At 59.7% G+C, this 25,549-nt stretch carries 23 protein-coding genes and 1 pseudogene; 11 read left to right on the forward strand and 13 right to left on the reverse strand.

The features are described from left to right. Window positions 1–55: 55 nt before the first annotated feature. The 8 genes from SERRSCBI_RS15840 (at window position 56) to SERRSCBI_RS15875 (ending at window position 8,416) form a co-directional block, all read left to right on the forward strand. The gene (locus SERRSCBI_RS15840) at window positions 56–1,393 is read left to right on the forward strand and encodes a lipopolysaccharide biosynthesis protein (protein ID WP_004935553.1); all 1,338 of its coding nucleotides are present in this window, start codon (window positions 56–58) and stop codon (window positions 1,391–1,393) included. Next, window positions 1,390–2,259 carry a hypothetical protein gene (locus SERRSCBI_RS15845; protein WP_033643767.1) on the forward strand — a complete coding sequence of 290 codons (870 nt, stop codon included), beginning with the start codon at window positions 1,390–1,392 and terminating at the stop codon, window positions 2,257–2,259. The genes SERRSCBI_RS15840 and SERRSCBI_RS15845 overlap by 4 nt, the downstream gene beginning before the upstream one ends. A gap of 20 nt (window positions 2,260–2,279) precedes the next feature. Then, window positions 2,280–2,846, forward strand: a complete 567-nt coding sequence (locus SERRSCBI_RS15850) for a YtfJ family protein (RefSeq protein WP_042785757.1) — start codon at window positions 2,280–2,282, stop codon at window positions 2,844–2,846. Between the two features lie 28 nt (window positions 2,847–2,874). After that, window positions 2,875–3,945 (forward strand): LPS export ABC transporter permease LptF, encoded by a 1,071-nt coding sequence (lptF, locus tag SERRSCBI_RS15855; RefSeq protein WP_042785029.1) that lies wholly within the window; start codon window positions 2,875–2,877, stop codon window positions 3,943–3,945. After that, window positions 3,942–5,021: an LPS export ABC transporter permease LptG gene (gene lptG / locus SERRSCBI_RS15860; protein ID WP_033651887.1), complete on the forward strand. Its 1,080-nt coding sequence runs from the start codon at window positions 3,942–3,944 to the stop codon at window positions 5,019–5,021. The genes lptF and lptG overlap by 4 nt, the downstream gene beginning before the upstream one ends. A gap of 223 nt (window positions 5,022–5,244) precedes the next feature. Then, entirely contained in the window at window positions 5,245–6,747 is a 1,503-nt protein-coding gene (locus SERRSCBI_RS15865) for a hypothetical protein (protein ID WP_042785030.1), read from the forward strand. Continuing rightward, complete coding sequence (locus SERRSCBI_RS15870; protein ID WP_042785031.1) at window positions 6,744–7,502, forward strand: ankyrin repeat domain-containing protein; 759 nt, start codon at window positions 6,744–6,746, stop codon at window positions 7,500–7,502. The genes SERRSCBI_RS15865 and SERRSCBI_RS15870 overlap by 4 nt, the downstream gene beginning before the upstream one ends. Before the next feature lie 140 nt (window positions 7,503–7,642). Then, the gene (locus tag SERRSCBI_RS15875; RefSeq protein WP_042785758.1) at window positions 7,643–8,416 is read left to right on the forward strand and encodes an ankyrin repeat domain-containing protein; all 774 of its coding nucleotides are present in this window, start codon (window positions 7,643–7,645) and stop codon (window positions 8,414–8,416) included. Window positions 8,417–8,507: 91 nt separating this feature from the next. On the opposite strand, the gene SERRSCBI_RS15880 is transcribed toward SERRSCBI_RS15875, so the two are convergent. Continuing rightward, window positions 8,508–9,815 carry a serine hydrolase gene (locus tag SERRSCBI_RS15880; protein WP_042785032.1) on the reverse strand — a complete coding sequence of 436 codons (1,308 nt, stop codon included), beginning with the start codon at window positions 9,813–9,815 and terminating at the stop codon, window positions 8,508–8,510. Window positions 9,816–9,921: 106 nt separating this feature from the next. On the opposite strand from SERRSCBI_RS15880, the gene SERRSCBI_RS15885 reads away from it, so the two are divergent. Continuing rightward, on the forward strand, window positions 9,922–10,833 hold the full coding sequence (locus SERRSCBI_RS15885; protein ID WP_042785033.1) for a LysR family transcriptional regulator: 912 nt from the start codon (window positions 9,922–9,924) through the stop codon (window positions 10,831–10,833). A 474-nt stretch (window positions 10,834–11,307) separates the two neighbouring features. Here the strand turns inward: SERRSCBI_RS15885 and SERRSCBI_RS24260 are convergent, their stop codons facing one another. Next, entirely contained in the window at window positions 11,308–11,529 is a 222-nt protein-coding gene (locus SERRSCBI_RS24260; protein ID WP_071883565.1) for a hypothetical protein, read from the reverse strand. Between the two features lie 455 nt (window positions 11,530–11,984). Between SERRSCBI_RS24260 and SERRSCBI_RS15890 the strand changes: the two genes are divergently transcribed. After that, a complete protein-coding gene (locus SERRSCBI_RS15890; protein WP_004935582.1) occupies window positions 11,985–12,989 on the forward strand; it encodes a LacI family DNA-binding transcriptional regulator in 1,005 nt (334 codons plus the stop codon). 6 nt (window positions 12,990–12,995) lie between these two features. Here the strand turns inward: SERRSCBI_RS15890 and araD are convergent, their stop codons facing one another. From araD to SERRSCBI_RS15940, 10 genes and pseudogenes are all read right to left on the reverse strand, one after another. After that, window positions 12,996–13,688 (reverse strand): L-ribulose-5-phosphate 4-epimerase, encoded by a 693-nt coding sequence (gene araD, locus SERRSCBI_RS15895; RefSeq protein WP_042785035.1) that lies wholly within the window; start codon window positions 13,686–13,688, stop codon window positions 12,996–12,998. Next, window positions 13,682–14,551, reverse strand: a complete 870-nt coding sequence (locus SERRSCBI_RS15900; RefSeq protein ID WP_042785036.1) for an L-ribulose-5-phosphate 3-epimerase — start codon at window positions 14,549–14,551, stop codon at window positions 13,682–13,684. Before SERRSCBI_RS15900 ends, araD begins: the two co-directional genes overlap by 7 nt. After that, window positions 14,538–16,025 carry an FGGY-family carbohydrate kinase gene (locus SERRSCBI_RS15905; protein ID WP_042785037.1) on the reverse strand — a complete coding sequence of 496 codons (1,488 nt, stop codon included), beginning with the start codon at window positions 16,023–16,025 and terminating at the stop codon, window positions 14,538–14,540. Before SERRSCBI_RS15905 ends, SERRSCBI_RS15900 begins: the two co-directional genes overlap by 14 nt. A gap of 8 nt (window positions 16,026–16,033) precedes the next feature. Beyond that, window positions 16,034–17,023, reverse strand: coding sequence for an ABC transporter permease (locus SERRSCBI_RS15910; protein WP_042785039.1), 990 nt, complete (start codon window positions 17,021–17,023; stop codon window positions 16,034–16,036). Then, complete coding sequence (locus SERRSCBI_RS15915) at window positions 17,020–18,510, reverse strand: sugar ABC transporter ATP-binding protein (protein WP_042785040.1); 1,491 nt, start codon at window positions 18,508–18,510, stop codon at window positions 17,020–17,022. Before SERRSCBI_RS15915 ends, SERRSCBI_RS15910 begins: the two co-directional genes overlap by 4 nt. Before the next feature lie 54 nt (window positions 18,511–18,564). Then, window positions 18,565–19,482 carry an ABC transporter substrate-binding protein gene (locus tag SERRSCBI_RS15920; RefSeq protein WP_016927010.1) on the reverse strand — a complete coding sequence of 306 codons (918 nt, stop codon included), beginning with the start codon at window positions 19,480–19,482 and terminating at the stop codon, window positions 18,565–18,567. Between the two features lie 137 nt (window positions 19,483–19,619). After that, window positions 19,620–20,686 (reverse strand): annotated as a pseudogene (locus SERRSCBI_RS15925) (alcohol dehydrogenase catalytic domain-containing protein). A 355-nt stretch (window positions 20,687–21,041) separates the two neighbouring features. Beyond that, window positions 21,042–21,359, reverse strand: coding sequence for a PTS system regulator TmaR (gene tmaR, locus SERRSCBI_RS15930; RefSeq protein ID WP_004935612.1), 318 nt, complete (start codon window positions 21,357–21,359; stop codon window positions 21,042–21,044). Window positions 21,360–21,519: 160 nt separating this feature from the next. Next, window positions 21,520–22,587 (reverse strand): FUSC family protein, encoded by a 1,068-nt coding sequence (locus SERRSCBI_RS15935; protein WP_033643781.1) that lies wholly within the window; start codon window positions 22,585–22,587, stop codon window positions 21,520–21,522. A 94-nt stretch (window positions 22,588–22,681) separates the two neighbouring features. Beyond that, window positions 22,682–23,449: an N-acetylmuramoyl-L-alanine amidase gene (locus tag SERRSCBI_RS15940; RefSeq protein WP_042785041.1), complete on the reverse strand. Its 768-nt coding sequence runs from the start codon at window positions 23,447–23,449 to the stop codon at window positions 22,682–22,684. Between the two features lie 176 nt (window positions 23,450–23,625). Here SERRSCBI_RS15940 and SERRSCBI_RS15945 point away from each other — a divergent pair, with 176 nt between their 5' ends. Then, on the forward strand, window positions 23,626–24,372 hold the full coding sequence (locus SERRSCBI_RS15945; protein WP_033643785.1) for a helix-turn-helix transcriptional regulator: 747 nt from the start codon (window positions 23,626–23,628) through the stop codon (window positions 24,370–24,372). 36 nt (window positions 24,373–24,408) lie between these two features. Here SERRSCBI_RS15945 and SERRSCBI_RS15950 read toward each other — a convergent pair whose 3' ends face one another. Continuing rightward, complete coding sequence (locus SERRSCBI_RS15950) at window positions 24,409–25,518, reverse strand: SDR family oxidoreductase (RefSeq protein WP_033644325.1); 1,110 nt, start codon at window positions 25,516–25,518, stop codon at window positions 24,409–24,411. Between the last annotated feature and the right edge of the window lie 31 nt (window positions 25,519–25,549).

The raw sequence follows: 25,549 nt of genomic DNA on the forward strand, positions 1-25,549 counted from the left end.
GCATGAGTGCGGAACACAAGATGCACAAAAATAACGATGATGGCTGGTTTAAGTTATGAAACGATGGTTTTCCGATGGCGCGTTTCGTTCCATTTTACGTAATGCCGCCTATTTAGGCTCCGGCAGCGTCGCCAGCGCACTGCTTGGCCTGCTGGCGCTCTCCTGCGCCGGTAAAGGCATGTCGCCTGAAATGTTCGGCGTGCTGGTGGTGATCCAGGCCTATACCAAAGCGGTCAGCGATTTCATCAAATTCCAAACCTGGCAGTTTGTGGTGCAATTCGGCACCCCGGCGCTGGAGCATCAAAATACCGGGCGCTTCCGCGACGTCGTCGCGTTCTCCTTCGGCCTGGATATCGCCAGCGGCGTCATCGCCGTGCTGGGCGGCATGATCATGCTGCCGTTCTTGTCACACGCCCTGGGGCTGGACAGCGAAAGCTTCTGGCTCGCCATGCTGTACTGCACCCTGATCCCGTCGATGACCTCGTCCACGCCGACCGGCGTGCTGCGCGCCTTCAACCGCTTCGATCTCATCGCCATCCAGCAGGCGATCAAGCCGTTCCTGCAGGCGGTGGGCAGCGTCATCTCCTATTATTTCGATCTGGGGTTCCCCGGTTTCATCGTCACCTGGTACGCCTCTAACCTGATCGGCGGCACGCTGTTTTGGTGGTTCACCGCGCGCGAGCTGCGCCGTCGCGATATCCACGGCGCGCTGAGGCCGCGCCTGTTCAACGTCGCGCGCCGCATCGAGGGCGCCTGGAACTTCGTCTGGACCACCAACATCGCCCACACCATCTGGGCCGCGCGCAACTCCTGCACCACCGTGCTGGTGGGCGTGGTGCTCGGGCCGGCCGCCGCCGGGCTGTTCAAGATCGCCATGACCTTCTTCGATGCGACGGGCACCCCGGCCAAGCTGCTGGAGAAAAGCTTCTATCCCGAGATCATGCGTCTGGATCCGCGCACCAAGACCCCGTGGCTGCTGGGCCTGCGCTCTTCGTTGCTGGCCGGCGGCATCGGTCTGGCCGTCGCGGTGTTGATGTTGCTGGTGGGCAAGCCGCTTATTTCCGCGGTCTTCGGGCAGCAATACCTGGAAGCCTATGACCTGATTCAAATCATGCTGGGCGCGATCATCGTCTCGATGATGGGCTTCCCGCAGGAATCCTTGCTGTTTATGGCGGGCAAGCAGCGCGCTTTCCTGATCGCGCAGGCGACGGCCTCGGCGGCCTACATTGCGCTGCTGGTGTCGATGGCGTATGCCTTCGGCGTGCAGGGCGCCGCCTTCGCTTATTTACTGGGGCAATGTTTAGACGTGCTGTTATCCCTGATACCGACGATCGGCGCCTACCGCAATCGCTTTATGTTGGGGCTGAATGTGCCCAAAGAGAGTAATCAATGACCGCTAACACGAATTGGAAGAAGTTCTCCGCCGAAACCACCCAGGCGCTGTTTGTCGCCGTGGAAGAGGACGACCTGGTTGAGGCGAATATCAGCCTGCCGCAGCAGATCGATCTGGAATGCTCCCCCGAGAGCATCCGGGACAACTACGCGCTGTGCCTGCAGTTTTGGGAAGACGGCTTTTCCCGCCGCGAGCTGCTGCAACTGGTGAACGGTTTCCTGCAAGACCCGCAGTTGGCGGCGGCAACGCGCATGCGCTACAAATATATCCGCGCCCGCTATAAGCACCTGCGCTTCGCCCAGCAGCTGTACGGCGCGCCCCACCGCGCCAACCGCCTGTTCCACACCACTACCGTGGTACTCGGCCATTTTCAGGACGCGTTTCGCAACGGCAACCAGAAGAACCTGACGCTTTACGGCAACCTGCTGCGGCTGCTGCTCAGCAAACCGGTATGGTCTTACGTGCGCTATGCGCTGCGCCACACCCGCCTGGAAAGCGCACAGGGCTTTATCGCCTACCGCCAGGAGCAGATGCGCCAGCTGCAGACGCTGATCGCCGGCCCGGCGCTGACCGGGCATCAGTTCCACGACGTGCGCAAAATCGTCAGCCGCCAGGTATCGTTTTACGACACGCTGAGATCGATCGATCCGGACAACCGCGAGGCCCGGCAGATCTCGCGCTTCCTGGCGGCGATTAACGGCCTGATGGGCGACCGGCACGACGTGATGGTGGCGGACAAGCTGGCCGGCGGCGATATCTATGACCGGCCGGCGACGCTGGACATCGACATCCGCCAGCGCCTGGAGCTGCTGCTGGCGCGTTTTCCGCTGTCGTTTTCCCCGTCGGCCGTCGCGGCCGGCAGATAAGCGCGTTGCCCGTAGCCATGATGACGTTACCTCGCTTGCTGGCCCTCGCCCTGCTGCTGTCGCCGCTGGCGGCGCCGGCGCATAACTTCGTGCATGGCCGGCCGGTGGCGCCGATCGCCATCGCCGATCGCGGCGAGCTGCTGCTGCGCAACGGCGATTTCAGCTACCGGCCATGGAACAGCGCAAAACTGGCGGGCAAGGTGCGGGTGATCCAGTACATCGCCGGGCGCACCTCCGCCAAAAAGAAGAACTCGCTGCTGATCAACGCCGTCAAGGACGCGAACCTGCCGGGCGATCGCTTCCAGCCGACCACCATCGTCAACACCGACGACGCGATACCGGGCTCCGGCTTCTTCGTGCGCGGCAAGATCGAGAAAAACAAGCGCCATTATCCCTGGGCGCAGTTCATCGTCGACAGCGACGGGCTGGGGCGCATGGCCTGGCGGCTGCCGGAGGAGAGCTCCACCATCGTAGTGCTGGACAAGGCCGGGCGCGTGCAGTGGGCGAAGGACGGCGCACTCACCCCGCAGGAAGTTGACCAGGTGATCGCCCTGCTGCACGCGCTGATCGCGCAGGAGACGCCATGAAGCGCACGCCGCCGGGAGCCGATGACGCATGCCTTTGATTGAACGCTATATCACGGTTGAGATCCGCCGCCTGGTGATGATGATCGCCGGGTTTCTGATCTTCATGTTCGCCAGCTACTCCGCCCAGCGCTACCTGACCGACGCCGCCAACGGCACGCTGGCGCTGCGGGTGGTGGCCGACGTGGTGTTCTATAAATCGCTGATCGCGCTGGAGATGATATTGCCCGTCGCGCTGTATGTCTCGGTGGCGGTGGCGCTGAGCCAGATGTACAGCGATGCGGAGATCACCGCCATGCTGGCCGCCGGCGCCAGCCCGCTGCGGCTGTACAAGGCGGTGCTGCTGCTCGCCGTGCCGCTGGCGATCGCGGTCACGCTGCTGTCGCTGTATGGCAGGCCCTGGGCGTACGCCAATATTTATCAGCTGCAACAACAGTCGCAGTCGGTGCTGGACGTGAGCCACCTGCAGGCCGACAAATTCAACGTCAGCGGCAACGGCCGCATGATCCTCGCCAATCACGTCGACAAAACGGCCAACCACCTGACGGACGCCCTGATTTATGTGCGCGGCGGCCATCACACCAACCTGTACCGCGCGCAGTCGGTGGAGGTGCTCGATGCCTCCCCCGCCAGCCCCGCCGTGCGGCTGAAAACCGGCACCGCCTATGTGCTGGATCGTGAGGGCGCCGACGACAACGGGCAGAATTACGACAACTTTGATATCGCGCTCAAACCGTTCGTGCCCAGCGCCGAAAGCCGGCACAAGTCGGCCTCGCCGGCGGAGCTGGCGCGCTCCGCCGATCCGGGCGATGCCGCCGAACTGCAATGGCGCGAGAGCCGCGGGCTGACCACCGTGCTGATGGTGCTGCTGGCGATCCCCTTGAGCCGCATCAAGCCGCGACAGGGGCGCTACGCCGCGCTGCTGCCCCTGACGGTGCTGTTTACCGTGATTTTCTATGGCGGCAACATTTGCCGCACGCTGGTGGCCAACGGCTCTCTGCCGACGATCCCCGGCGTTTGGCTGGTGCCGATAGCGATGGCTGTCGGCATCGCTCTGCTGCTGGCGCGCGACTTATCCCTGCTGCGGAAACCCTCCCGATGACTATTTTTAGCCGCTACCTAATGCGCAACGTGTTCATCGGCTTCGCCGCCGCGGCCGGGTTGCTCATCCCGCTGTTCACCACCTTTACGCTGATCAACGAGCTGGAGGATGTGACCCCGGGCGGCTACCGCTGGCAGCAGGCGCTGCTGGTGACCGTGATGACCCTGCCGCGCAGCCTGGTCGATCTGGGGCCGTTTATCGCGCTGCTCGGCGGCATCGTCGGGCTGGGGCAGCTGTCGAAAACTCTGGAGCTGACGGCGATCCGCTCCGCCGGGATGTCGATATTCCGCATCGCGCTGGTGATGCTCGCCGCCGGGCTGCTGATGAACCTCTCGCTCGGCGCCCTCGATGAATGGGCCGCTTCGCCGCTGCAGCAACGCGCGCTGCAGATGAAGAACAACGCGCTGGCGCAGTCGAACAGTAATGATGTTACCGTTAACCCGCTGTGGGCGCGGCGCGGCAACGAGTTTGTTACGGTCAAAACCGTCGATGAGAACGACCAGCCCCACGGCATAGAGATCTTCCGTTATCAGGCCAACCGCGCGCTGGAATCTTACATTTACGCCGACAGCGCCAGCACCGCCGCCGACGGCAACTGGCTGCTGCACAACGTGATGCAAAAAAGCTGGCAAGGCAGAAAGGAGACGATTAATCGGCAAGATAGCCTGCTCTGGCGCTCGCTGTTCGCCGTGCCGAGCCTGAAAGAGCTGACCCTGCCGGCGGGCAGTTTCTCGCTCCAACAGCTGGATCGCTATATCGATTATCTGCAGGGCTCTGGGCAACCCAGCACCGAATACCGCCTGGCGCTGTGGAAAAAACTCGGCCAGCCTCTGCTGGTGCTGGCGATGATTCTGCTGGCCATCCCGTTTACCTTCACCGCCCCGCGCGCGCCCGGCATGGGCAGCCGATTAGCGCTCGGCGTCATCATCGGGCTGCTGACCTACATCGCTTACCAGATCGTCCTCAATCTGGGGTTGCTGTTCGCCCTCAACGCGCCCTTCACCGCCCTTGCCCCGCCGCTGTTGCTCCTGGCGTTGGCGCTGGCGCTGGTTTATCGGTTTGATCGGCGGGGTTAAAAACCCACAGCAGCCTTTGGAAAACAAGAACTTTCCAGTTAATAGTTGGCCGGCTTTACAAATTGGCCTGAGCCGTTATCATTCTTTATTTAGTGTCCTATGCGCCGTTAGCTATCGCTGGCTGCCGTTCGATAACATGCCCCTCAGGGGGCCATCGAGTGCAAGGAGTGCGAGCGCCCGCCTGAACAGGTCAAGACGCAGCAAGCAAAGGAAGAGACACACTATGTTTTCCAGTTTGAAACTGCTGTATATCGCCGATGATATTATTTCACCTGATGAATTCCCCCGTATAGTCAGCCCTACCAGCGCCTGTCACAGGCTGTCATACATGCCGGACAATGACATTCTGTCGCTTTTTTCTGGTTTTCGCGGTGGCGAACGGATCCGCCATGAAGTCGGCGTTACGCAAAACGGAATAAGCTCTAACCTGCGCGCAAGAGTGCAGAACGACCTAATGAGCGGCGTTGTCGTAGCGGTCGAAACCCGGCCCGGCGTGTTGGCGACGATGGGGCCTTTTTACGCCGACATCGACGGCTACCTGATACCGCACGGGCGACAAGAGCCCAACTACCCGGTGGACAAGATAGTGAAACGGTACGAAGAGGCCGTGAAGTCTTATGGCGGCCGCCGGGCGCGCCCGTCCGTCTTCCCCGCACAAGTCACGCGGGCCAAACCGGCCCTTGGCCCGGATATCCCGGCGCAAGGTGGAAGAGCTGCACAGCAGGTCGTGTCAGGGCCCTTGACCAAGGCACAACGCTGGCAGGAGCGAAAGTATCTCATTGGCCGCGGGCAACGGAGTATCTACCCGGACGCCCGAATCGCATCGGAACGCCTGGCGGCAAACAATGTCGCCGTCGAGAAGGCAAAGCTGGCGGAGAATATCTACAAGACCACGAATCCGCTAAAGGAGACTCCCGGCGTTCCCGAGGGTTGGAAAGATATCAGTAACGATAATGCGGCCCTGAGTAAAATTGGGCTAAACAGAAATATGCTCTTTGACAGGGATGAATCGCCGGATTTTTTGGCAAGGGTATATCAACCTGATAGCCGTGTTTTTGGTAAAGAGATGAATCCGACGGTCGTGTTCAGAGGGTCAAGAGCGCCAGAGTTTCCGCAGGGAATCGGCAGCGCCGCCAAAAAGGCCCTTAAGGGCGACTTATCAGGGGTTAAAAATGTGAATGACTGGATAAATAATGGCGCTCAGGGGATGGGGGCAAACTCCGAGTATTATAAGCAGGCGGTTAAAATAGGATTACAAGTAAAGAACTCCTCCGGCGTCGATATTTCTGGTCATTCATTAGGTGGCGGAATGGCCTCCGCAGCATCAATGACCAGTGGAAAACCCACCTGGACGTTTAATGCAGCCGGACTCCATCGTGGAACTGTAGGGAAATACGGAGCTGAGATGATTGGTTCAGCCAAGAACATACAGGCCTATCGAGTGGAGGGTGAGCTGTTAACCACGTTACAGGAGGTTAATAACGAAAGTGATTATGAGCTTATAAAAAATGCCCTGCCCGATTCGTTACAAAAACCCTGGGGCGTAGCATTGCCTTTCACCTTAAAAGAGTGGTCATCGCTGGCGATGCCTGATGCCGCCGGCATACCGCACACGCTTGCCGGTGGGACAGGAACCCTGCTCGATAAACACGGTATAGACCAGACTATAAAGTTGATTGAAGATCAGAAAGACGAGGATGTCGCCACTATCAGGGGGAGAATATGAGCAAGTTGATAATGGCAATGGCGTTACTGTTTACTGTTCTCATGATGCAAGGATGCAAAAAAAACATGGAATATGAACCACAGGATTTTTTTGAAGGCCAGCAACTGGACATCGCACAGCTGATTTATGATGGCGATGAAGTGAAACTGAAAGAGAAACTTCCCTCTGTCAGCAAGGAAGAACTGAATCGACCGGTTAAGGCAGACATGACCCTGCTGTTTTGGTCGGTGCTAAACTCAATCTATGATAAAAACACGCCAGAAAGGCTGAAAATAATAACCGACCTGGTAAAAGCTGGCGCAGACCCGCTGCAACCCAGACCTGAAGGAGGAAGCAGCCCAGCGGAGTTCGTCATGAAAGCCGACAAGGGGATTTGGGTCAAAGCCATGCTCGACGGCGGTTTACCGCCAAACGCAAAAGATAAGGTATTCAATGAGCCCATTGTATTCCAAACAATCAAAGCCAAAAACACTGAAACGTTAAAGGTGATGCTGGATTATGGCGCGGATATAAATATCAGAGACTCCTTACAACAAACCTTATTAATGGATGCTTTTTTTAGCTCAGCCTTTGAGCACATGATCCTACTGCTCAATCGGGGTGCGAATCCTAACCCGGTAAATATAAACAATCTTTCGCTGTTAACAGCAGTGAATCGGCAAATAAAAGACAGCCAAGATGGCTCAGAATACAATGAACAGTGTAAGAAAATACTCGAGCTCATGCTTTTGAAAGGGGCAAAGGAAGCGCAGTAATTTCATCAACGCTGATCTGACAGCTGCCGGTTATTTATACTGAGGCTGTCAGATGGCATCTGGCTTTAGCTAAACACGCTATAGACCACACAATAAAACTGATTGAAGAGACGAGGATGTCACTATTCTCAGGGGAAAACATGAGCAAATTGATAATGGCGATAGCGCTACTGTTTACTGTTCTCATGGTGCATGGATGCAACAAAAGCATGGAATATGAGCCACAGGATTTTTTTGAAGGTCGGCAGCTGGACATCGCACAGCTGATTTATGATGGTGATGAGGTGAAACTGAAAGAGCAGCTTCCCTCTATAAGCAAGGAAGAACTGAATCGACCGGTTAAGGCAGACATGACCCTGTTGTTTTGGTCTGTATTAAACGCAATCTATGATAAAAACACGCCGGAAAGGCTGAAAATAATAACCGACCTGGTTAAAGCGGGTGCCGACCCGTTGCAGCCCAGACCGGAAGGAGGAAGCAGCCCGGCGGAATTTGTCATGAAAGCCGACAAGGGAATTTGGATCAAGGCCATGCTCGACGGTGGTTTACCGCCAAACGCAAAAGATAAGGTATTCAACCAACCCATTATATTCGAAGCGTTAGACGCGAAAAACACTGAAACGTTAAAGATGATGCTGGATTATGGTATGGATATAAATACAAGGGACTCATTGGGAAACACCTTGTTAATAAGCTCACTGGATTCTCGTTCGTTTGATCATACTATACTTCTGTTGGAGAGAGGCGCGGATAGTAAAATCAAAGGGAAGTTTGGTTGGACTATGGGCAATCAGCTCCAACGCTTTATAGATAGAGGGGTAGGCGATGCCGAGGATAAAGAGAAAATTAACAAGATAAAAGGGTTGTTAATTAAGAACGGTGGTGACTGGCCTCCACTACCTGTAGAGAATTAAGACTCCCCTAAGGTCAACGTCGAAGACATGGAATATACCGCTCAGGGGCTAAATGGCAACCGCCATCCAGCCCCTGCTTACCCAGCCGACGTTAACGCAATTCCTTCGCTATCGCGCTAAACATCAGCGAGGCCTCCAGCGGTTGCGCGCTGAAAGAAGGCTCCGCCTGCGGCCAGGTAGACCACTGGACGATCACCAGATTCTCCGCCTGATTGACCATGATCATCTGGCCGAAGATCCCCAGCGCCCACAGGGAATGTTTGAGGGAGGCCTGCGGAGCGGGTTCGACGTTGGTCGCATTCACCGGCACTTCGTTGTTCCACCATTGGAATCCGTAAATGCCGTTGGGATGCGCCGCCGACACCGAGCCCGCCGCCCGCGTCCAGTTGGAAGACTGGGCTACCCAATCAGCCGGCAAGATCTGTTTGCCGTTCGGCAACGTCCCGTTATGCAGGATGAACTCACCGAAGCGCCCCCAGTCTTCCAGCGTGGCGTTGAACCCGTGCGCGCCCACGTCGTGCTGGCCTTTCGCGTAGGCATGCCACACGCCGTCGCTGGCCATGCCGTAGGGCTGCCAGATGCTTTGCTGCAGATAGGCCGCCAGCGGCATGCCGGTGGCGCGCTCCAGCACGTCGCCCAGCAGCCACGCGCCGCCGGAGGAGTAAGACCAGTTCTGCCCGGCCGGATGCGCACGCTGCAAACCGGCTACCAGCTTGCGCACGCAGGCGTAGGCACCGGGCCTGGCTTCACACTCGGTCAGCTGCGCGAAGTCCGATTTCGGGTTAGTGTAATCCTCATTCCACGCCACGCCGGAGGTGTGAGTGATCAGCTGCCTGAGGGTCACGCCGTCCCACGCGGTGCCTTTCAGATCGGGTTCGTATTGCGTGATGAGATCGTCGAGCGAGCGGATCTTGCCCTGTTTAATCGCCACGCCCACCAGCGTGGCGACCACGGATTTGCCCACCGAGCGCGACGTCCACAGGGTGGCGTCGGTATTGCCTTCACCCAGATATTTCCAGGCGATTTTGCCGTCTTTCAATACCAGCATGCCGCTGATGTTCTGGCGCTGCAGGTAATCCTGCAGGTGGTAGGTTTTGCCATTCACCCGATAGCTGGCGTCCGTTAGCTGTTTAGCGGCAGCCAACAGCGGTATGGCATTGCCGTGATGAAACACATCCCCCGCATAGTTGCGGTAGTCGTTACGAAAACCGATCACCCGGTCACTCTGGCTCCAGGTGAGCATTTTGTGCGTGTCCGGCAATTGCGCATCGAAAGGCGCGGGACAGGCGCTGAGTTCGGTGCCAGCACAGGCGGCCAGCGCGGCGGGCGCCAACAGGCCGCTGCAGAGACTGATGACAACGCCCGCCAGCAGGCTGCAGTTAAACACTTTGCTTTTCATATTTTTCTCGCTTAGCTCAGGAAGGCGTTCAGCTTAAAAAAACGCGGCCTATAATAAAAAACGCCTGATGGGGGAAAATCCCCCGCAAAATCGACGGGGGAACCGCGTGCCGAGCCTGATTTATTCCTTTGCCCAACTGGAAGCCTTCACCGCCGTGGCCGAGCACGGCAGCCTGGCGAAAGCCGCGCTCAAGCTGGGCAAAGACCGCACGACGCTGCGCGATTTGATTGATTTTCTCGAGGATGGGCTGGGCTATGCGCTGTTCCTGCGCGAGGGGCGCAGCCTGCACCTGACGCCGGAAGGCGAACAGCTGCAGCGCCAGGCGCACCTGCTTATGCGCCAGGTGAAAGCGTTTGAGGCATTTGCCAAAGACGTGCCCAAGAGCGCGGCGCAGGAAATCTCGCTGGTCTACGATCCCTTTACCCCCCGCGCGTTGCTGCAGGCGCTGATTGCCGCCATGGCCCAGCGAAACACGCGCCTGAGCCTGATTAACGCCTCGCGCGACGAGGCAGAAAGGCTGCTGGCAAACGGCCAGGCCGATCTGGGCATCTGCCAGGCGCGCAACCGCAGCGTGGGCGACACCATGGAGTGGCGCGCCTTAGGGGCGATAGAGATGGATTTTTACGCCGCCGAAACGCTTTTCCCCAACGCGGAACAGCCGCTTTCGCTGCTGGAGCTCTCGCTCGCGCCGCAGGTGATCATGCACCCGGATTCTGACGAACCCGTGGCGCGCCGCCTGCAAATTTCAGGGCATACAATATTTACCAACGAGCTGGAAATGCTGCGCGCCCTGCTCGAACAGGGCTGCGGCTGGGGATTCCTGCCGACGCACATGCATGCCGAACAGTGGAAAAACGTTAACACACTGCGCACCGAAGTGGGCAGCCAGGGGATCAGCCAAACCATGGTGACCATCTGGAAGCCAGGCAATGACCGGCGAACGCTGATTGATGAGACGCTGGCGCTGTTGCCGGGGTTGTGGCGGGGGTTGGGGGGTAAAAAGTCGCAGCTAGATTAGCGGTGTTGTTATCGGTAGTCGATCGTGGGGAGCATCGCCTGCGTTGTTGGCCCGTTCGCTCTTAAGCGGGGATTATTGTTTTCACCCAATGAGAGCCTCTCACCACCATCGCTCCAGCGCTGCTGGCGCTGGTTTATTGCTTTGATAGGCGGCATTTGAGGGGCGGCTATGAGCGACAGCAGACATGTAGTTTTTAGAAACCGCGCGAATTAAAAAGTCAAGATAATTAATTCCGATCTGCCTCTCATCTTAATTGGATATTATTTCCGTATGTGCTCATACGTCTAAGTTAAAAAGCACGAATGGCGCACTGCGTGGACTATCAACTCGGAAGGAGGTTGCTGTGGGGTACCTGATGGGATTTATGCACAGAAACCAGGGGTAATTGACTGATAACTTGATAAATAATCTCTGCGTCCAGATGGCAAGAGAATTAAAAAGGGGCATAAAAAAGGCCGCTGGAGCGGCCCACATTCAGTAAACTTGGACAACTTCAACAGGGTTACCCATTCCTTCTACTTCCAGGTAATACCGTGAGCCGTCAATTAATAGCTTTGCTTTAGGACGATAGCTGTAAGAATAGCTGTAATTGTAAGACGCTAGTTTCCACTTTGTACCATCATCAAACTCATAAACCTTATCTTCACCCCATCCTTCAAACTCATCAGAAAGGCTTGAATCTTTTACAATTTTCATAATCTTATCCGGAGTTAAGCGAATCATCATCGCGATTATAGATTGTACAGAAAACTATTATCATATTCATCTACTGAATCGCCACAGGTTTAACAGATACCTCAGACTCATTTAATATTACTCAGAGAGAGGTGTAGTTACGTAGGCAATACCTTAGTCAACAGGACTGAACCTTTCAGTCCGTTTCTGATTATCTTGAGAATATCTGTGATAGGACATTAGTAATTTCTGCTCCTGGTACAAAGCAGCCTTCTCCCAATAGAATACGCCTTACCAAACTTTCCGGCCAGAGAATATACCCATGCAAATAATTAAATAAAAAATTAATCAACAAAATTTATTATTGGATGTATTTATACTTTGTTATTTCCCCCTCCCCCCAACTCCCCCCTAGCACCGCCCCCGCCCTTTCCCTACAATAAGGGATCTGTTGAGGCATAACGCAAGGAAAGACGGTGTCGAAAGCCAATCCCAATGCCACTATCGTGGATATCGCCCGCCGCGCCAGGGTGACCAATATCACCGTTTCCCGCGCCTTCAATAAGCCCGAGCTGGTCAAGCCGGAAACCCGCGAGCGCATTCACGCCATCGCCAAAGAGCTGAACTATGTGCCCAACGCGTTCGCGCAGGGGCTGAAAAGCAGCAGCAGCCAGATTATCGGCATCGTCACCAGCAGCATGTACAACCCGTTCTATTCCGGCCTGATCAAGACCGTGTCGCGCATTGCGCGTCAGCAGGGCTACCAGATCATGCTGTTCGACACCGACGGCAGCGAAGAGGCGGAAATGCGCGCCATTCAGGCGCTGTTCGGCTACAAGGCGCGCGGCATCCTGCTGTCGGCGGTGCGCGACGACAAGCGCTACCGCCCCGCCTATCTCGAGCTGGCCGAGGTGTACGGCGTGCCGCTGATCCTGATCGACCGCGATCTCTACGATCAGCAGCTGAGCGGCGTGTTCCTCGATAACCGCGAGATCGGCGTGCTGGCCGGGCGCTATCTGGCGGAGCAGCCGGAGCAGAAGCTTTTGATTATCGGCGGCCCGGCGGATTCGGAGATCACCTTAACGCGCACCGCCGGCATCGTCGCGGCCTTGCAGGGCAGCGGCCGTGAGATTCATATCATCAACGGCGACTACGATTTCACCTCGCAGGAAAGCGAAGTGCGCGCCTATCTGGCGCAGCCGGAGAACCGTCCGGATTACATCATCGGCCTGAACGGCATCATCACGCTGGGCGCCATCGCCATCTGCCACGAGATGGGGCTCTATCAGCAGGTGAAGTTCTTTTCGATAGACGAGCCGCCGCGCGCCGGCGCTTACGGCCTGCACATTCCGGGTGTGTATCACGATACGCAGAAACTGGGGGAGATCGCCGCGGAGCTGCTGTTCAGCGCCATTAACAGCCCGCGCGGCGAGTTGCCGGTGCGCAGAGAGTTCTTCACCGGCTCGCTGTTGAATCGCTGACGGGCGCTATTGCCCGTAGTAGGCGTGTTTGCCGTGCTTGCGCAGGAAATGTTTGTCCAATAGCTCCGGCTGCATCGGGGCGATGGCCGGCGCCAGCTGGCGCGTCGCCATCGCCATGATCGCCACCTCTTCCAGCACCACCGCATTGTGCACCGCATCCGCCGCGTCCTTGCCCCAGGCGAACGGGCCGTGGGAGTAAACCAATACCCCCGGCACCTGCTGCGGATCGCGCCCCGCCTGCTTGAAGGTCTCGATAATCACCTTGCCGGTTTCCCCCTCGTAATCCCCGGCGATCTCCGCCTCGCTCATCGGCCGGGTGCAGGGAATGTCGCCGTAAAAGTAGTCGGCGTGGGTGGTGCCCAGCGCCGGGATCGGCTGCCCGGCCTGCGCCCAGATGGTGGCGTTGCGGCTGTGGGTGTGCACCACGCCGCCGATATCGGCGAAGGCGCGGTACAGCGCCAGGTGGGTGGCGGTGTCGGATGAAGGCTTGCGGTGCCCTTCGCGCACCTTGCCCTCCAGATCCACCACCACCAGATCCGCCAGCGTCATCGCCTCGTAGGCGATGCCCGAAGGCTTGATCACCACCAGCCCGCTCTGGCGGTCGATCGCCGAGACGTTCCCCCAGGTAAAGGTCACCAGCCCGTATGCCGGCAGGCTGAGGTTAGCGGCCAGCACCTGCCGCTTGAGTTCGTTCAGCATGCGATGCCTCCCTCGATCATCTGTTGTTCGATCCAGGCCTTGGCCTGGGCGATACGTTGCTTATCCTGCCCGTCTTCGCGCGCCCACATCTCCAGCAGGTAGGGGCCGCGATAGCCGAGCGCGTTGAGCACGGAAAAGGCGTGGGCGAAATCCACGCAGCCCTCGCCGAACGGCACGTCGCGGAACTGCCCGGCGCTGCCCGGCCCCACCGCGACGGTGTCTTTGAGGTGTATGACGGTGATGCTGCCGATGCCCAGCGCCAGCTCGGCGGCGACGTCGTTGCCCCAGGCGCTGAGGTTGCCGAGATCGGGATACACCGTGAACCACGGGCTGTTAACGTGGCGGGCGATGTCGCGCCATTTGCTGATGCTGTTGATGAACGGCGTATCCATCACCTCCACCGACAGCATCACCTGCGCCCTGGCGGCCTGCGCCGCCGCCCACTGCATGCCCTCGATAAAGCGCTCGCGGCTGTGGCGATCGGCGGGTTCATAATAGACGTCGTAGCCCGCCAGTTGGATGTTGCGGATGCCGAGATCCGTCGCCAGTTCCAGCGCCTTGCTCATCAGCACCCGCGCCCGTTCGCGGGTGGCGGCGTCGGCGCTGCCGAACGGATCGCGCCGGTGCGCCGACAGGCACAGGCTCGGCACCGTCACCCCGCTGTCGAGCCGCGCCTGGATAAACGCCAGCCGCTGGCGGCGATCCCAGTCCAGCCGCTGCTGGCGCGCCGGCTGTTCGTCGATCGACATCTCCACAAATTCAAAGCCCAGCTCGGCGGCGGTGGCCAGCCGCTGCGGCCAGCTCAGATCGGCGGGCAGCGCCTTTTCATACAGCCCCAGACAGGCGGCGTTAGTCGTTTGCATCAGTCACCTCACTCAAAGCCTGAGCGACCGCCAGATAGCGCGCCTGCTGGGCGCGCAGGCGCCGGTGGGCGGCGGTCGCGGGATAATAACAGCGCAGCTTGGGCGGCGCGGCGGCGATCGCCTCGGCAAACCCAGCGTACTCCCCGGCGCCGACGGCGGCGCACAGGGCGGCGGCGCGGCAGCCGCTCTGGCGCGTTTCCACCACCTCGAGCGGCAGGTTGCCGGCGTCGGCGTACATCTGCATCCACACCTCGGACTGCGTCGGCCCGCCGGTCATGCGCACCCGCTCGATGCGCGGGTTCAGCTGCACCATGCGCTCCTGATGGATCAGGTGCGAGAACACGATGCCCTGGTAGATCGCCTGCACCACGTCCGCCATCTCGTGGTGGGCGCTCAGGCCGATCAGCCCGCCCGGCGTGTTGCCGCCGAGGTTGGAGCCGTACAGATAAGGCAGGAACAGCAGCCCGCTCGGCTGCTCGCGGCGCTCGGCCACCCAGGCGTTGAATTGGGCGTAGCGCTGTCGGTCGTCGGCGCAGAACTGGCGCAGGAACCAGGCCAGGTTGCCGGCCGAGGTCGGGCTGCCTTCGTGCACGAAATAGCGGCCGTCGATGCAGTAGCGCCCCCAGGCGTAGGGATAGTCGGCAGGAATGATGCGCTCGGTCACGCAGGTGGCGATCGACCAGGTGCCCGCCACCGCGCTGAGCGTGCGATCGTCGGCCACGCCGGAGCTGAGCGCCGCGCCCACCACGTCGAACAGGCCGCCATACACCGCGGTGCCCGTTCGCAGGCCGCACTGCGCCGCCGCAGCGGCCGTCACCCGCCCGGCCAGCTGCGCCGAGCCGATCGTTGGCGCGGTCTTCTCCTGCGCCTCTTCGATGCCGAAGGCCGCCATCAGCGCCGGATCGTAAGCGCCGCTGCGCTGGTTAAACAGGTTGCTGCCGGAGATGTTGGTCACTTCGGCAGCCGCCTCGCCGGTGAGGCGAAAGCGCAGGTAGTCGTGCGCCATCAGGATGCGATCGACGGCGGCGTACTGCGCCGGTTGCCGCTGCTTCAGCCAGCGCAGCAGCAGCGCCGGGTGGCTGGGCCACAGCGGCTGCAGGCTGCGCGGGTAGGTCTGCGCGTCCACGCCGGCGCGGCGCAGCTCAGCCACTGTTGCCGCCGCGCGGTTGTCCGAAGAGAGGATGCCGTTGCCGACCGGTTTGCCGTGGCGGTCGATGGCGTACAGCCCTTTGCCGTGCGCCGAGAAGCTGACGCCGCGCACCTGCCCGGCCGCCAGCCCCGCCGCATGCAGCGTCTGGCGGATCGCCGCGCAAACGTCATCCCACAGCGCGTCCATATTGCGTTCGCTAAAGCCCGGCTGGGCGGCAATCGCCGCGCCGTCGCGCTCGGCGACTGCCAGCTCTTCGCCGCTTGCCCGGTACAGCCCGGCCTTGATCACCGTGCCGCCGACGTCTATGCCAAGAAAGACTGACATCGCGCCTCCTATTTGCGCCGCACGGAGCTGAGGTAGATGGCGGCCAGGATGATGCCGCCCTTCACCACGTTCTGGATATACGGCGATACGTTCATCAGATTGAGGCCGTTGTTGAGCACCCCGAGCATCATCGCCCCCACCAGCGTGCCGACGATGGCGCCGCGCCCGCCGGAAATCGCCGCCCCGCCCAGCACTACGGCGGCGATAGCGTCCAGCTCGAAGCCTTCGCCGGCGTTGGGCTGCCCGCTCATCAGGCGCGAGGTCAGCACCAGCCCGGCCAGCGCGGCGGTCAGGCCGCTGATCACGTACACCAGCATCTTGTAGCGCGGCACGCGGATGCCGCTCAGGCGCGCCGCCTCTTCGTTGCCGCCCATGGCATAGACGTAGCGGCCGAACGGCAGCTGGTTGAGCATCAGCCAGGCCAGCAGGTACACACCGAGCATGATCAGGATCGGCACCTGAATGCCCAGCACCGTGCCGCGGCCGAAGAACGAGAAGACGTCGGGCAGGCCGGAGATCGGGTAGCCGCCGGTATAGAGCAGCGCCAGGCCGCGGGCGATGCCCATCGACGCCAGGGTGACGATGATCGGCGGCATGCGCAGGTAGGCGATGCAGGCGCCGTTGGCCAGGCCGAACAGCGCGCCGAGCGCCAGCGCCGCCACCATCGCCAGCGGGATCGGCACCGCCGCCAGCATCAGCCCGGCGGCGACCGAGCCGGCCAGCGCCATCACCGGCCCCACCGAGAGATCGATGCCGCCGGTCAGGATGGCGCAGGTCATGCCCACCGCGATGATGGCGTTGATCGACACCTGGCGCGCTACGTTGGTCAGGTTGTTGACGCTGAGGAAGCTGTCGTTCAGCAGGCTCATTAGCACGAACAGGACAACGAAGCCGATAAACGGCAAAACCGCCGGGTGATGCAGCAGTTTTTCCCAGCGCTTGCCGAGGCTGGGGCCGGCGGCGCGGCGCGCCACGGCGGGTTGTTCAATTCCGATCATAAGGCACTCCCGGTCGCGTGAAGCATGATGTGGTTGGATTCGATGTCGTCGCCGGTCAGTTCGGCAACGATGTGGCCGCCGCGAAACACCAGCACGCGGTCGCACACGCCGATGATCTCCGGCAGTTCGGAAGAAATCATGATGATGGAGATGCCCTGCTGGGTCAGTTGCTGCATCAGCTGGTAGATCTCGGCCTTGGCGCCCACGTCGATGCCGCGCGTCGGCTCATCGAAGATCAGGATGTTGCAGTCGTTGTTGAGCCAGCGGGCGATCACCACCTTCTGCTGGTTACCGCCGCTCAGGGTGCTGACGGCGGTCTCGGCATCCGGGGTTTTCACGCCCACGGCGCGGATCAGCCGCTGCACCACGTCGCGATCTTTGCGGGCGCTGACGAAGATCTTGCCGCGCCGGTGGTGCCGGTTGAGGGTGATGTTCTGCGCCACCGAAAACGGCAGCACCAGGCCCTCGGTTTTGCGGCTCTCCGGCAGCAGGCCGATGCCCTGCGCCAGCGCCTGCGCCGGGGAGCGCAGCGCCGCCGGTTGGCCGCCGAGGCGGACGCGTTTACGGTGGCAGCGGCTGGCGCCGATCAGCGCCGAGACGGTCTCGGTGCGCCCGGAGCCCACCAGCCCGGCGAAGCCGAGGATCTCGCCCTTGTGCAGGTGGAAGCGGTCGGTCGCGCCGTGCTTCTCGCGCTGGATCTCCGCCTCCAGCAGCACCGTCGCGGTATCGACCGGGTGCTGTTTCACCGGGAAGGCGTTCTCGATTTTGCGCCCGACCATCAGCCGCACCAGCTCTTCCACGTTGGTGTCGCCGGTGGCCAGCGTTTCGATGTAGGCGCCGTCGCGCAGCACGGTAATGCGATCGCAGATGGTGAAGATCTCGTCCAGGTGGTGCGAGATAAACACCATGCCGACGCCCAGCAGCCGCAAATCGTTCATCACGCTGAACAGGTGTTCGGCCTCGCCCGGCGTCAGCGTGGCGGTCGGTTCATCCAGCACCAGCACCCGCGCCTCCAGCGACAGCGCCTTGGCGATCTCAACGAACTGCTGCTGCGCCACGCTCAGCTGCTCCACCGGGCAATCGAGATCGATAGCCACCGTCAGCCGCTTGAAGATCGCCTCGGCCTTGCGCCGCATCGCCCGCCGATCCAGCAGGCCCCAGCGGTTCCTGATCTCCCGGTTGAGGAAGATGTTGTCGATGGCGCTCATGTACGGAATCAACGAGAATTCCTGAAAAATAATGCCGACGCCGGCCTCGATCGCCTGGCGATAGTTGTTAAAGCGGCGCTGCTCGCCGTCGATAAAAATATCGCCCTCGTCCGGCTGATGGATGCCGCACATGATTTTCACCAGCGTCGATTTGCCGGCGCCGTTTTCGCCCAGCAGGGCGTGCACCTCGCCGCGTTGAATGGCCAGATCGATGCCGTCCAGCGCCTTCACGCCGGGAAAGCTTTTCTTGATTCGCTTCAGTTCCAGTAAAGGTGTCACCGCATTGCCCTCCGCGCCGAACGCCCCGCCGCAGCGGGGCGAACCTGGCCGCTGTTACCAGCTAAAGCCGGCCGCATTGCTGCGGTCGATCAGCTTCACTTTGACCGGCACGGTTTTCGGCACCGTGGCGCCCCAGTAGCGGGCCAGCGCAATGCCAAGCGCGATGCGCAGCTGGTCGCGCGGGAACTGCGCTGAGGTAGCGATAAACGGCGAATTCGGCTTGAGGATCTCTTTGATGGCTTCCGGCTGGCCGTCGACGCTCACCAGCTTGACCTTGGCGCCGTTGCTTTCGATCGCCGCCAGGGCGCCGAGCGCGCCGACGTCGTTGACGCTGAAGATGCCCGCCAGATCCGGCGCCGACTGCAGCATGTTTTCGGTCACGGTCAGCGCGGTGTCGCGCTCCTGCTTGCCGTTTTGCTTGGTGACGATCTTGATGTCGGGGTATTTTTTCATCGCCGCTTCAAAGCCGCGCACGCGCTCCAGGATCGGCACCACCGGGATACCGTCGAGGATCGCCACCTTGCCTTTGCCGCCCAGCGCTTTCGCCAGGTACTCGCCCGCCTGGAAGCCGGCGTCGTAATTTTCCGATCCGACGAACGAGTCCAGCGGCCCTTCCGCCTGCGCGTCGATCGCCACCACCACCGCGCCGGCCTTATGGGCGGAGATCACCGCCGACTGCACCCCCACCGAATCGGTCGGGTTGATCAGCAGGATATCCACCTTCTTCTGCAGCATGTCTTCCACGTCGCCGATCTGTTTGGCGACGTCATGGCGCGCATCGGCCACGTACACCTTGGCGCCGATATCCGCCGCCGCCTGATCCAGCGCCTGCTTCATGGTGACGAAGTAGTCGTTGTTCATTTCCTGGAACGACATACCGATCGTGATTTGCTTGGCCAGCGCCACCTGGCTGGCCGCCAACATTCCACCGGCGACGATAAAAGGCAGGGTCTTTTTGAATAATGAAAACATAGCCAATTCTCCTGTAGGGAAGCTTCTTGTTGTGGTTATCAGAGCAACAGCATGTCTTTACGTTTGGCCGACCGGCCGGCCCCTCCGTTGCGGAACGGGCCGGCGGTCGTGACTGCAACAGCGGTACGGCGGGAGGGTCAGGGAACCAGGATCACCTTGATGGAGTCGGTCGAGTCCGCCAGGGCGAAGGCTTCGTCCCAGTCGTTCAATGAATAGCTGTGGGTGACCACGCCGTTGGAAGTCACCAGCCCGCGTTCGAACAGATCGATGGCGATTTCGTAGCTGTAGGGCGCCAGGTGCGCGCCGCGAATGTCCAGCTCTTTGCGATCGCCGATGATGGACCAGTCGACGGTGGTTTCCTTGCCGAACACGCTGAACTCCACGAAGCGACCCAGCTTGCGGATCATCTGCAGCCCCTGGGTGACGCCGATCGGCGCGCCGGTGGCCTCGATATACACGTCGCAGCCGTAGCCGCCGGTTAGCGATTTGACGATCTGGTCGGCGTCTTCCTTCAGCGGGTTGATCACCACGTCGGCGCCGAATTCCTTCGCCAGCGCCAGTCGCTCGTCGATGGCGTCGATCACGATCAGTTTCTTTGGCGTCTTCAGGCGCGCCACCTGCACCATGCACAACCCGAGCGGCCCGGCGCCAGCCAACACCACCACGTCGTCCAGCTGGATGTCGCCGCGCGCCACGGTGTGGATGGCGCAGGCCATCGGTTCGATCAGTACCGCGTCTTCATGGCTCAGGCTTTCCGGGATCTTGTGCACGATGGCGTTCTCGGAAAAGCGCATGTACTCCGCCATGCCGCCCTCCGCCACGTCTTTCTGGAAGCCGTAAATGTTATGCGTCTCACACATCCAGTAGCTGCCGGATTTGCAGTAGCGGCACTCCCAGCACGGCACGATCTGCTCGGCGATCACCCGCTCGCCGAGCCGGTATTTGCCTTCCGCGCCCTCGCCCAGCGCGGCGATGCGGCCGTAGAACTCGTGGCCCGGCACCACCGGCGGTTTAACCCACGGGTTCTCCCCCAAAACATCTGCGCGCCGTTCTTGCATTTGCAGTCGCCGGCGCAAATGCCGCAGCCTTCCACCTTGATCACCAGCTCGCGAGCCTTCGGCAGCGGCGTAGGCACCTGTTCGAAACGATAATCCTGCGGGCCATGGCAAACGACCGCGCGCATTTTTTCCGGCAACTGGCTCATCTCTTCCTCCAATACATTCGTTAAACGCTTGAATTTTTATTAATGTTGACGTTGTCATTTTTATTCAACAAAAAATGAGCAAAGACACAACATGTTAAATTTCAATGAATTAATCATCACACATCCCGAAAACTCAAAATGACAACGTGAACATTGATCGACATATAACCAAAGCTGCAAAAAGAATTGTTTGAGCAAAATCACAGTTCGTTAACATTGCGGCTAAAAATGCTACAAATGCGGATCGCGATCCCATTTACAGGATCGGTGAGGATCGGGAGATGATCGAAACGGCGGGAAGAAAATGATTGGCAGGAATGCGGGCCAGGCATCGCGCCCGGCCCGATAACGCGGGTTACTTCACTTCGCCCATCGCTTTCAGCTTTTTGGACAGCTCGCGGCGCTCTTTGGACAGATCGGCATTTTTGATGATGTAGTCATCAACGCGATCTTCGTAGTCGCTGCGCATGTTGGCGATGATGCCCTGAATGTCTTCAATGCTCATGCCGGGCTTGATGTACTCACTCAGGTTGTCGAGCAGCAGCACGCGCTTCTGGTTATCACGAATTTTCTTTTCGTTGTCGACGATCTCGCGTTGCAGTTTGTTTTTGCGGCGGAACATACGCACAAACTCCAGCACGTCCTGGAAACTCGGCTTATTTGCATTATCCATCTTTATACCCTTGCTTTAGTAATACACAGATTCATTTGCTTACGGCCACATGGCACCAAGATACAGGTTTGTGGCGGTCCGGCACAACAGTGATTGGTTTATCTTACCCACTTTGCCCCGACGGCCAAAACCCAAAGCGCCGCCTTCATGATCTGACCCCTTATTCGCGCCCGGCGGCGGTGCAAACCTGGAGCAAATCCCCCAACTCTTCCAACTGCTGCGCCAGCTCCATACTGAGCCAAACGTAGCCGTAAATCGGCGCTTCGCCGTGTTGGCCGACGCTGACTTCCTGCATCAGCGTTTTCAGCTCGCCGGCGATTTCCGCCAGCTGCCCCGCCGCCGCCTGGCGCTGCGCCTGCGGCCCTTCGCGCATCAGCACCGCCAGCGACTCCAGCGAGCTCAGCGTCAGCAGCTGGGTGCTGCGCAGCGTGCGGGCGTTCAGCATGATGAAGTGCGTTTCGCGCGAGGCCCAGTAAGCATCGGCCATCAGCTCCAGCGTGCACACCAGATTGCGGCTGAGGGTTTGCACCGCTTCGAACACCGCTTTGGGGATGCGAGTTTCCTTGCTGGCGGGCACGATCAGGCTGCGCAGCTTCACCACCTGATTCAACAGATCCTTGAGCTGCGGCTCCAGCCGCGGCCGCTCGATAACGTTCGGCGAAAAATACGCGCCGTAGAGGCGGGCGGCGGTTTGCAGGCAGTCCGCCATTTGCATGCGCCACAGAATGTAGGCGCGCTGCGGGTAGATGCTGGTGAACAGCAGCGCCAACAGCGAGCCGAAGATCACGTCGCCGCTGCGCCACAGCGCGGTGTGCATGTCGCCGGCGCCCGCGCCGCACACCACCGCCAGCGTGATCCCCACCAGCAGCGCCATATACGGCCGTTTGCCTAGCGTCAGGTAACCGCAGACGAACATCACCACGCCGCACCAAACCAGCATCAGCGGCAGCGAATAGAGCTCCAGATACAGGGCGATCAGGCCGGAGGCGGCGCCGAACACCGTGCCGGCAATGCGTTGCAGCGCGCGCTGCAGCACGTTGCCCCAAAACGAGATCGGCCCCATCACCACCACCAGGGTGATCAGCGGCCAGGTGCCTTCGGGCACCGCCAGCAGGCGGATCAGCAGAAAGGTCAGGATAAACGCCAGCCCGATGCGCACGCCGTGTACGATGCGATAGTGGCGATAGGTCAGCAGTTCAAGGGAAGAGATTTTTCGATCGAGGCGCACAGTGCCTCCGATAAAGACCAACCAGGCCGCTATTTTAGCGGAGGAAGCCCGGCGAGGAAAAGGCGAATGAGGCGTCCCCCATTCACCTTCAGGCTCAGGCGACGTACTTGTCGACCAGCGCGCGCAGAACGGCGGCGGTTTCAACATCCATCACGCCGTCATACTTCTGCTGACGGAAGTGCAGCTGGAACGCGCGCACCAGCTGGCGATAGCCTTCTGCGGTGTTCGCCGCCGAGGTGTCGTAGCCGTATTGGGCGAACAGTTTCAGCAGATCGGCCTGCGTCGGCAGGCCCTGGCTGCAGTATTCCTGCTGGCGCTGCTGCTTGGTCGCTTCGTCATACCAGGCGCCGACGCCGGCCTGATACAGCTGCTGCCACGGGAACTGCGGGCCCGGATCGCTCTTGCGGCCCGGCGCGATGTCGGAGTGCGCCACCACGTTCACCGGCGAGATGTCCGGATAACGCTGCAGGATGTTCTGCGCCAGCTGGGTGACGGCCTCGATCTGCTGCGGATTGAACGGCGGGAAGGTGATGTTTCCACCGTCGCCGCTCGCCAGGTTGACGATCTCAATGCCGATCGAGGTGTCGTTGATATTGCTGCGGGTGCCCCATTGGCTGCTGCCGGCATGCCAGGCGCGCTCATTCTCGTCCACCAGGTTGAAGATGCGCACGCCGCTGAAGCCGGCCGCCTGATAGGTCGCCTCGGTCGGATCCGGCACCAGATAGTGCGCGCTGACCGATTTTCCGGTCAACGACTTCACCGAGTCGGCGAAGTTTTGCGCCGTGTAGTGCAGCACCAGAAAGCGCACGCGGTGGCCGAAGCTGGCGACCGATCGGTAGCTATTGTAATCAATCTTGTACATCGTAAAGTCCCTCTCTCGTTTGATTTCACTGAGCGGCCCCTCATCATGACAGACCGCCCCGCACGGGTGAACCCTTGGCCCACCCTTTTTGTTTTAGCTAATTGCTAAATCATGCGCAAGTATTTTTTAGCAAAATCGTTATTTACCTTTTTGCTAAAGAGTGCGATCATTGCACGATGGAAACTAAAGAAATCAGGCGCAACAATCTGCGCGAATTGATGGCCCGCTACGCCCGGCAAGGCGTCAACCAGAATGAATTCGCCACGCTGGTTGAGTCTTCCGCGCCGACGCTGAGCCAAATCATCGGGGAGAAATCCTCCCGCAATCTTGGCGACAATCTGGCCAGGCGGATCGAGGCCAAGCTGAATTTGCCCAAGGGCTGGTTCGACGTGTTTCATGAAAAGCAGCTGGTGCGCCCGTTTGACAACGTGGCGGCGGAGTCGGACTTCCAACCCGCCCGCTTGAAACCGGTGGTATGGGAAGATACCGAACAAGACAAGGAAGAGTTTGTGGAGATCCCGCTGCTGGATATCGATTTTTCCGCCGGCGACGGCTGCTACGAAATCGTCGATCGCGAGGAGTTTTCGCTGATCTTTCGCCGTTACTATCTGCACAAGATGGGGGTGGCGGTCAACGCCGCGCGCATTATCCGCATCTCCGGCTCCAGCATGGAACCGCGCCTGCAGGACGGCGACGTGGTCGGCATCAACACCGACGACACGCGCATCCGCGAGGGCAAGACCTACGCCATCCGCCACGGCAATTTGCTGCGGGTGAAGGTGCTTATCGAGCAGCCGGACGGCGGCGTCATCATCCGCTCCCTCAACCGGGAAGAGTACCAGGACGAGCATCTCAGCTATCAGCAGCGCAAAGAGCAACTGGTGGTGCTCGGCCGCGTCTTCTGGTCATCTTCGTCCTGGTAACGGACCACAGCGTCGGGCGCCCAGGGCGCCCGGCGGTTATTTGAAGTCCACCACCATCTGCTGCTGAATGGACAGCCCGCGGGTCGACTGCACGCAGCCGGCGATGTAGTCGGTGAAGCGCGGCGGTTTCGGCATGCCCAGCTTGAGAATTTTCTCGTTGCTGAAACGCACGTTGAGCATGGCGAACGATCCGTACAGGCGCATCGCTTTGAGCATCAGCCGCTCGTTGCACGGGCCGAAAATGTCTTTCAGCTGACGGCGCATTTTCACCAGCGCGTCATACGTCACCTGCGCATACTCATCGCCCACCGGCGCCTTTTCCAGCGCCGCCGCCATGGCGCGGTCGATTTCGGCAAAGCTGACGCTGCTCTCCTCACCGGCGGAGATATGATAAACGTCGTTCTCGAGCGTTTCGCTGTTCATCAGCATCACCAACGCATCCGCACAGTAGTCCGCCGGGATCACATCGATATTGTCCTGCAGCGAACACATGAACTTGCGCAGCATCAGCGCCATGCCGAACACCCAGAAAATGCTGCTGGAAGGCTGGCAGCCCAGGCGAGTGTGGCCAACGACGATCGACGGACGGGCGATGGTCAGCGGCATGTGCGGGCAGCGCTGGCGCATCAGCTGTTCGATGGTGGATTTGGAACGCGTATATTCCACCAGGTGCTCGGCGTCTTCCTCAAACTCGCCGCTCTCCGACACCAGCGAACCCGGCTCCGGCGAACAGGACATGGCGGTACCGACGTGCAGGAAGCGTTTTAATCCCGGCACCTGCGCCATTCTTTCGGCAAAGGCCAGTGTGCCTTCTACGTTTACCTTCCAAATGAGCGGGTTATTACCGAAAGAAGCAACGGCCGCGCAGTTAATAACGTGCGTGACTTTGTTAATGCGTGCGTCAGTTAAAAAGTCGGCCGGCTCGGAAAGGTCGCCCAACAATATATTTTCTATCGTAATTTTAGACAGCAGATTCGCGTCGATATTAAATTTTTCCATATTCGCGCGAATACGGGCCAGCCCTTGCTGCGCATCGTCGGCGCGCACCAGTAAAAGATAATTAATAGACTGATTTTCAATCAATAATTTTTCAAGAACCGCACCACCGAGAAAGCCGGTAGCGCCGGTCAACAGCAGCGTTTTCATAATTGTCACCCACATTGGCATTGAATGTGGA

The sequence above is a fragment of the Serratia sp. SCBI genome (assembly GCF_000747565.1).
Lineage (GTDB): Bacteria > Pseudomonadota > Gammaproteobacteria > Enterobacterales > Enterobacteriaceae > Serratia > Serratia ureilytica.

Coding starts and splice junctions, on each gene's coding strand:
- SERRSCBI_RS15840 (WP_004935553.1), top strand. CDS start 56: ATGAAACGATGGTTTTCCGATGGCGCGTTTCGTTCCATTTTACGTAAT.
- SERRSCBI_RS15845 (WP_033643767.1), top strand. CDS start 1,390: ATGACCGCTAACACGAATTGGAAGAAGTTCTCCGCCGAAACCACCCAG.
- SERRSCBI_RS15850 (WP_042785757.1), top strand. CDS start 2,280: ATGACGTTACCTCGCTTGCTGGCCCTCGCCCTGCTGCTGTCGCCGCTG.
- lptF (WP_042785029.1), top strand. CDS start 2,875: ATGCCTTTGATTGAACGCTATATCACGGTTGAGATCCGCCGCCTGGTG.
- lptG (WP_033651887.1), top strand. CDS start 3,942: ATGACTATTTTTAGCCGCTACCTAATGCGCAACGTGTTCATCGGCTTC.
- SERRSCBI_RS15865 (WP_042785030.1), top strand. CDS start 5,245: ATGTTTTCCAGTTTGAAACTGCTGTATATCGCCGATGATATTATTTCA.
- SERRSCBI_RS15870 (WP_042785031.1), top strand. CDS start 6,744: ATGAGCAAGTTGATAATGGCAATGGCGTTACTGTTTACTGTTCTCATG.
- SERRSCBI_RS15875 (WP_042785758.1), top strand. CDS start 7,643: ATGAGCAAATTGATAATGGCGATAGCGCTACTGTTTACTGTTCTCATG.
- SERRSCBI_RS15880 (WP_042785032.1), bottom strand. CDS start 9,815: ATGAAAAGCAAAGTGTTTAACTGCAGCCTGCTGGCGGGCGTTGTCATC.
- SERRSCBI_RS24260 (WP_071883565.1), bottom strand. CDS start 11,529: ATGAAAATTGTAAAAGATTCAAGCCTTTCTGATGAGTTTGAAGGATGG.
- araD (WP_042785035.1), bottom strand. CDS start 13,688: ATGCTGAACGAACTCAAGCGGCAGGTGCTGGCCGCTAACCTCAGCCTG.
- SERRSCBI_RS15900 (WP_042785036.1), bottom strand. CDS start 14,551: ATGCAAACGACTAACGCCGCCTGTCTGGGGCTGTATGAAAAGGCGCTG.
- SERRSCBI_RS15905 (WP_042785037.1), bottom strand. CDS start 16,025: ATGTCAGTCTTTCTTGGCATAGACGTCGGCGGCACGGTGATCAAGGCC.
- SERRSCBI_RS15910 (WP_042785039.1), bottom strand. CDS start 17,023: ATGATCGGAATTGAACAACCCGCCGTGGCGCGCCGCGCCGCCGGCCCC.
- SERRSCBI_RS15920 (WP_016927010.1), bottom strand. CDS start 19,482: ATGTTTTCATTATTCAAAAAGACCCTGCCTTTTATCGTCGCCGGTGGA.
- tmaR (WP_004935612.1), bottom strand. CDS start 21,359: ATGGATAATGCAAATAAGCCGAGTTTCCAGGACGTGCTGGAGTTTGTG.
- SERRSCBI_RS15940 (WP_042785041.1), bottom strand. CDS start 23,449: ATGTACAAGATTGATTACAATAGCTACCGATCGGTCGCCAGCTTCGGC.
- SERRSCBI_RS15945 (WP_033643785.1), top strand. CDS start 23,626: ATGGAAACTAAAGAAATCAGGCGCAACAATCTGCGCGAATTGATGGCC.
- SERRSCBI_RS15950 (WP_033644325.1), bottom strand. CDS start 25,518: ATGAAAACGCTGCTGTTGACCGGCGCTACCGGCTTTCTCGGTGGTGCG.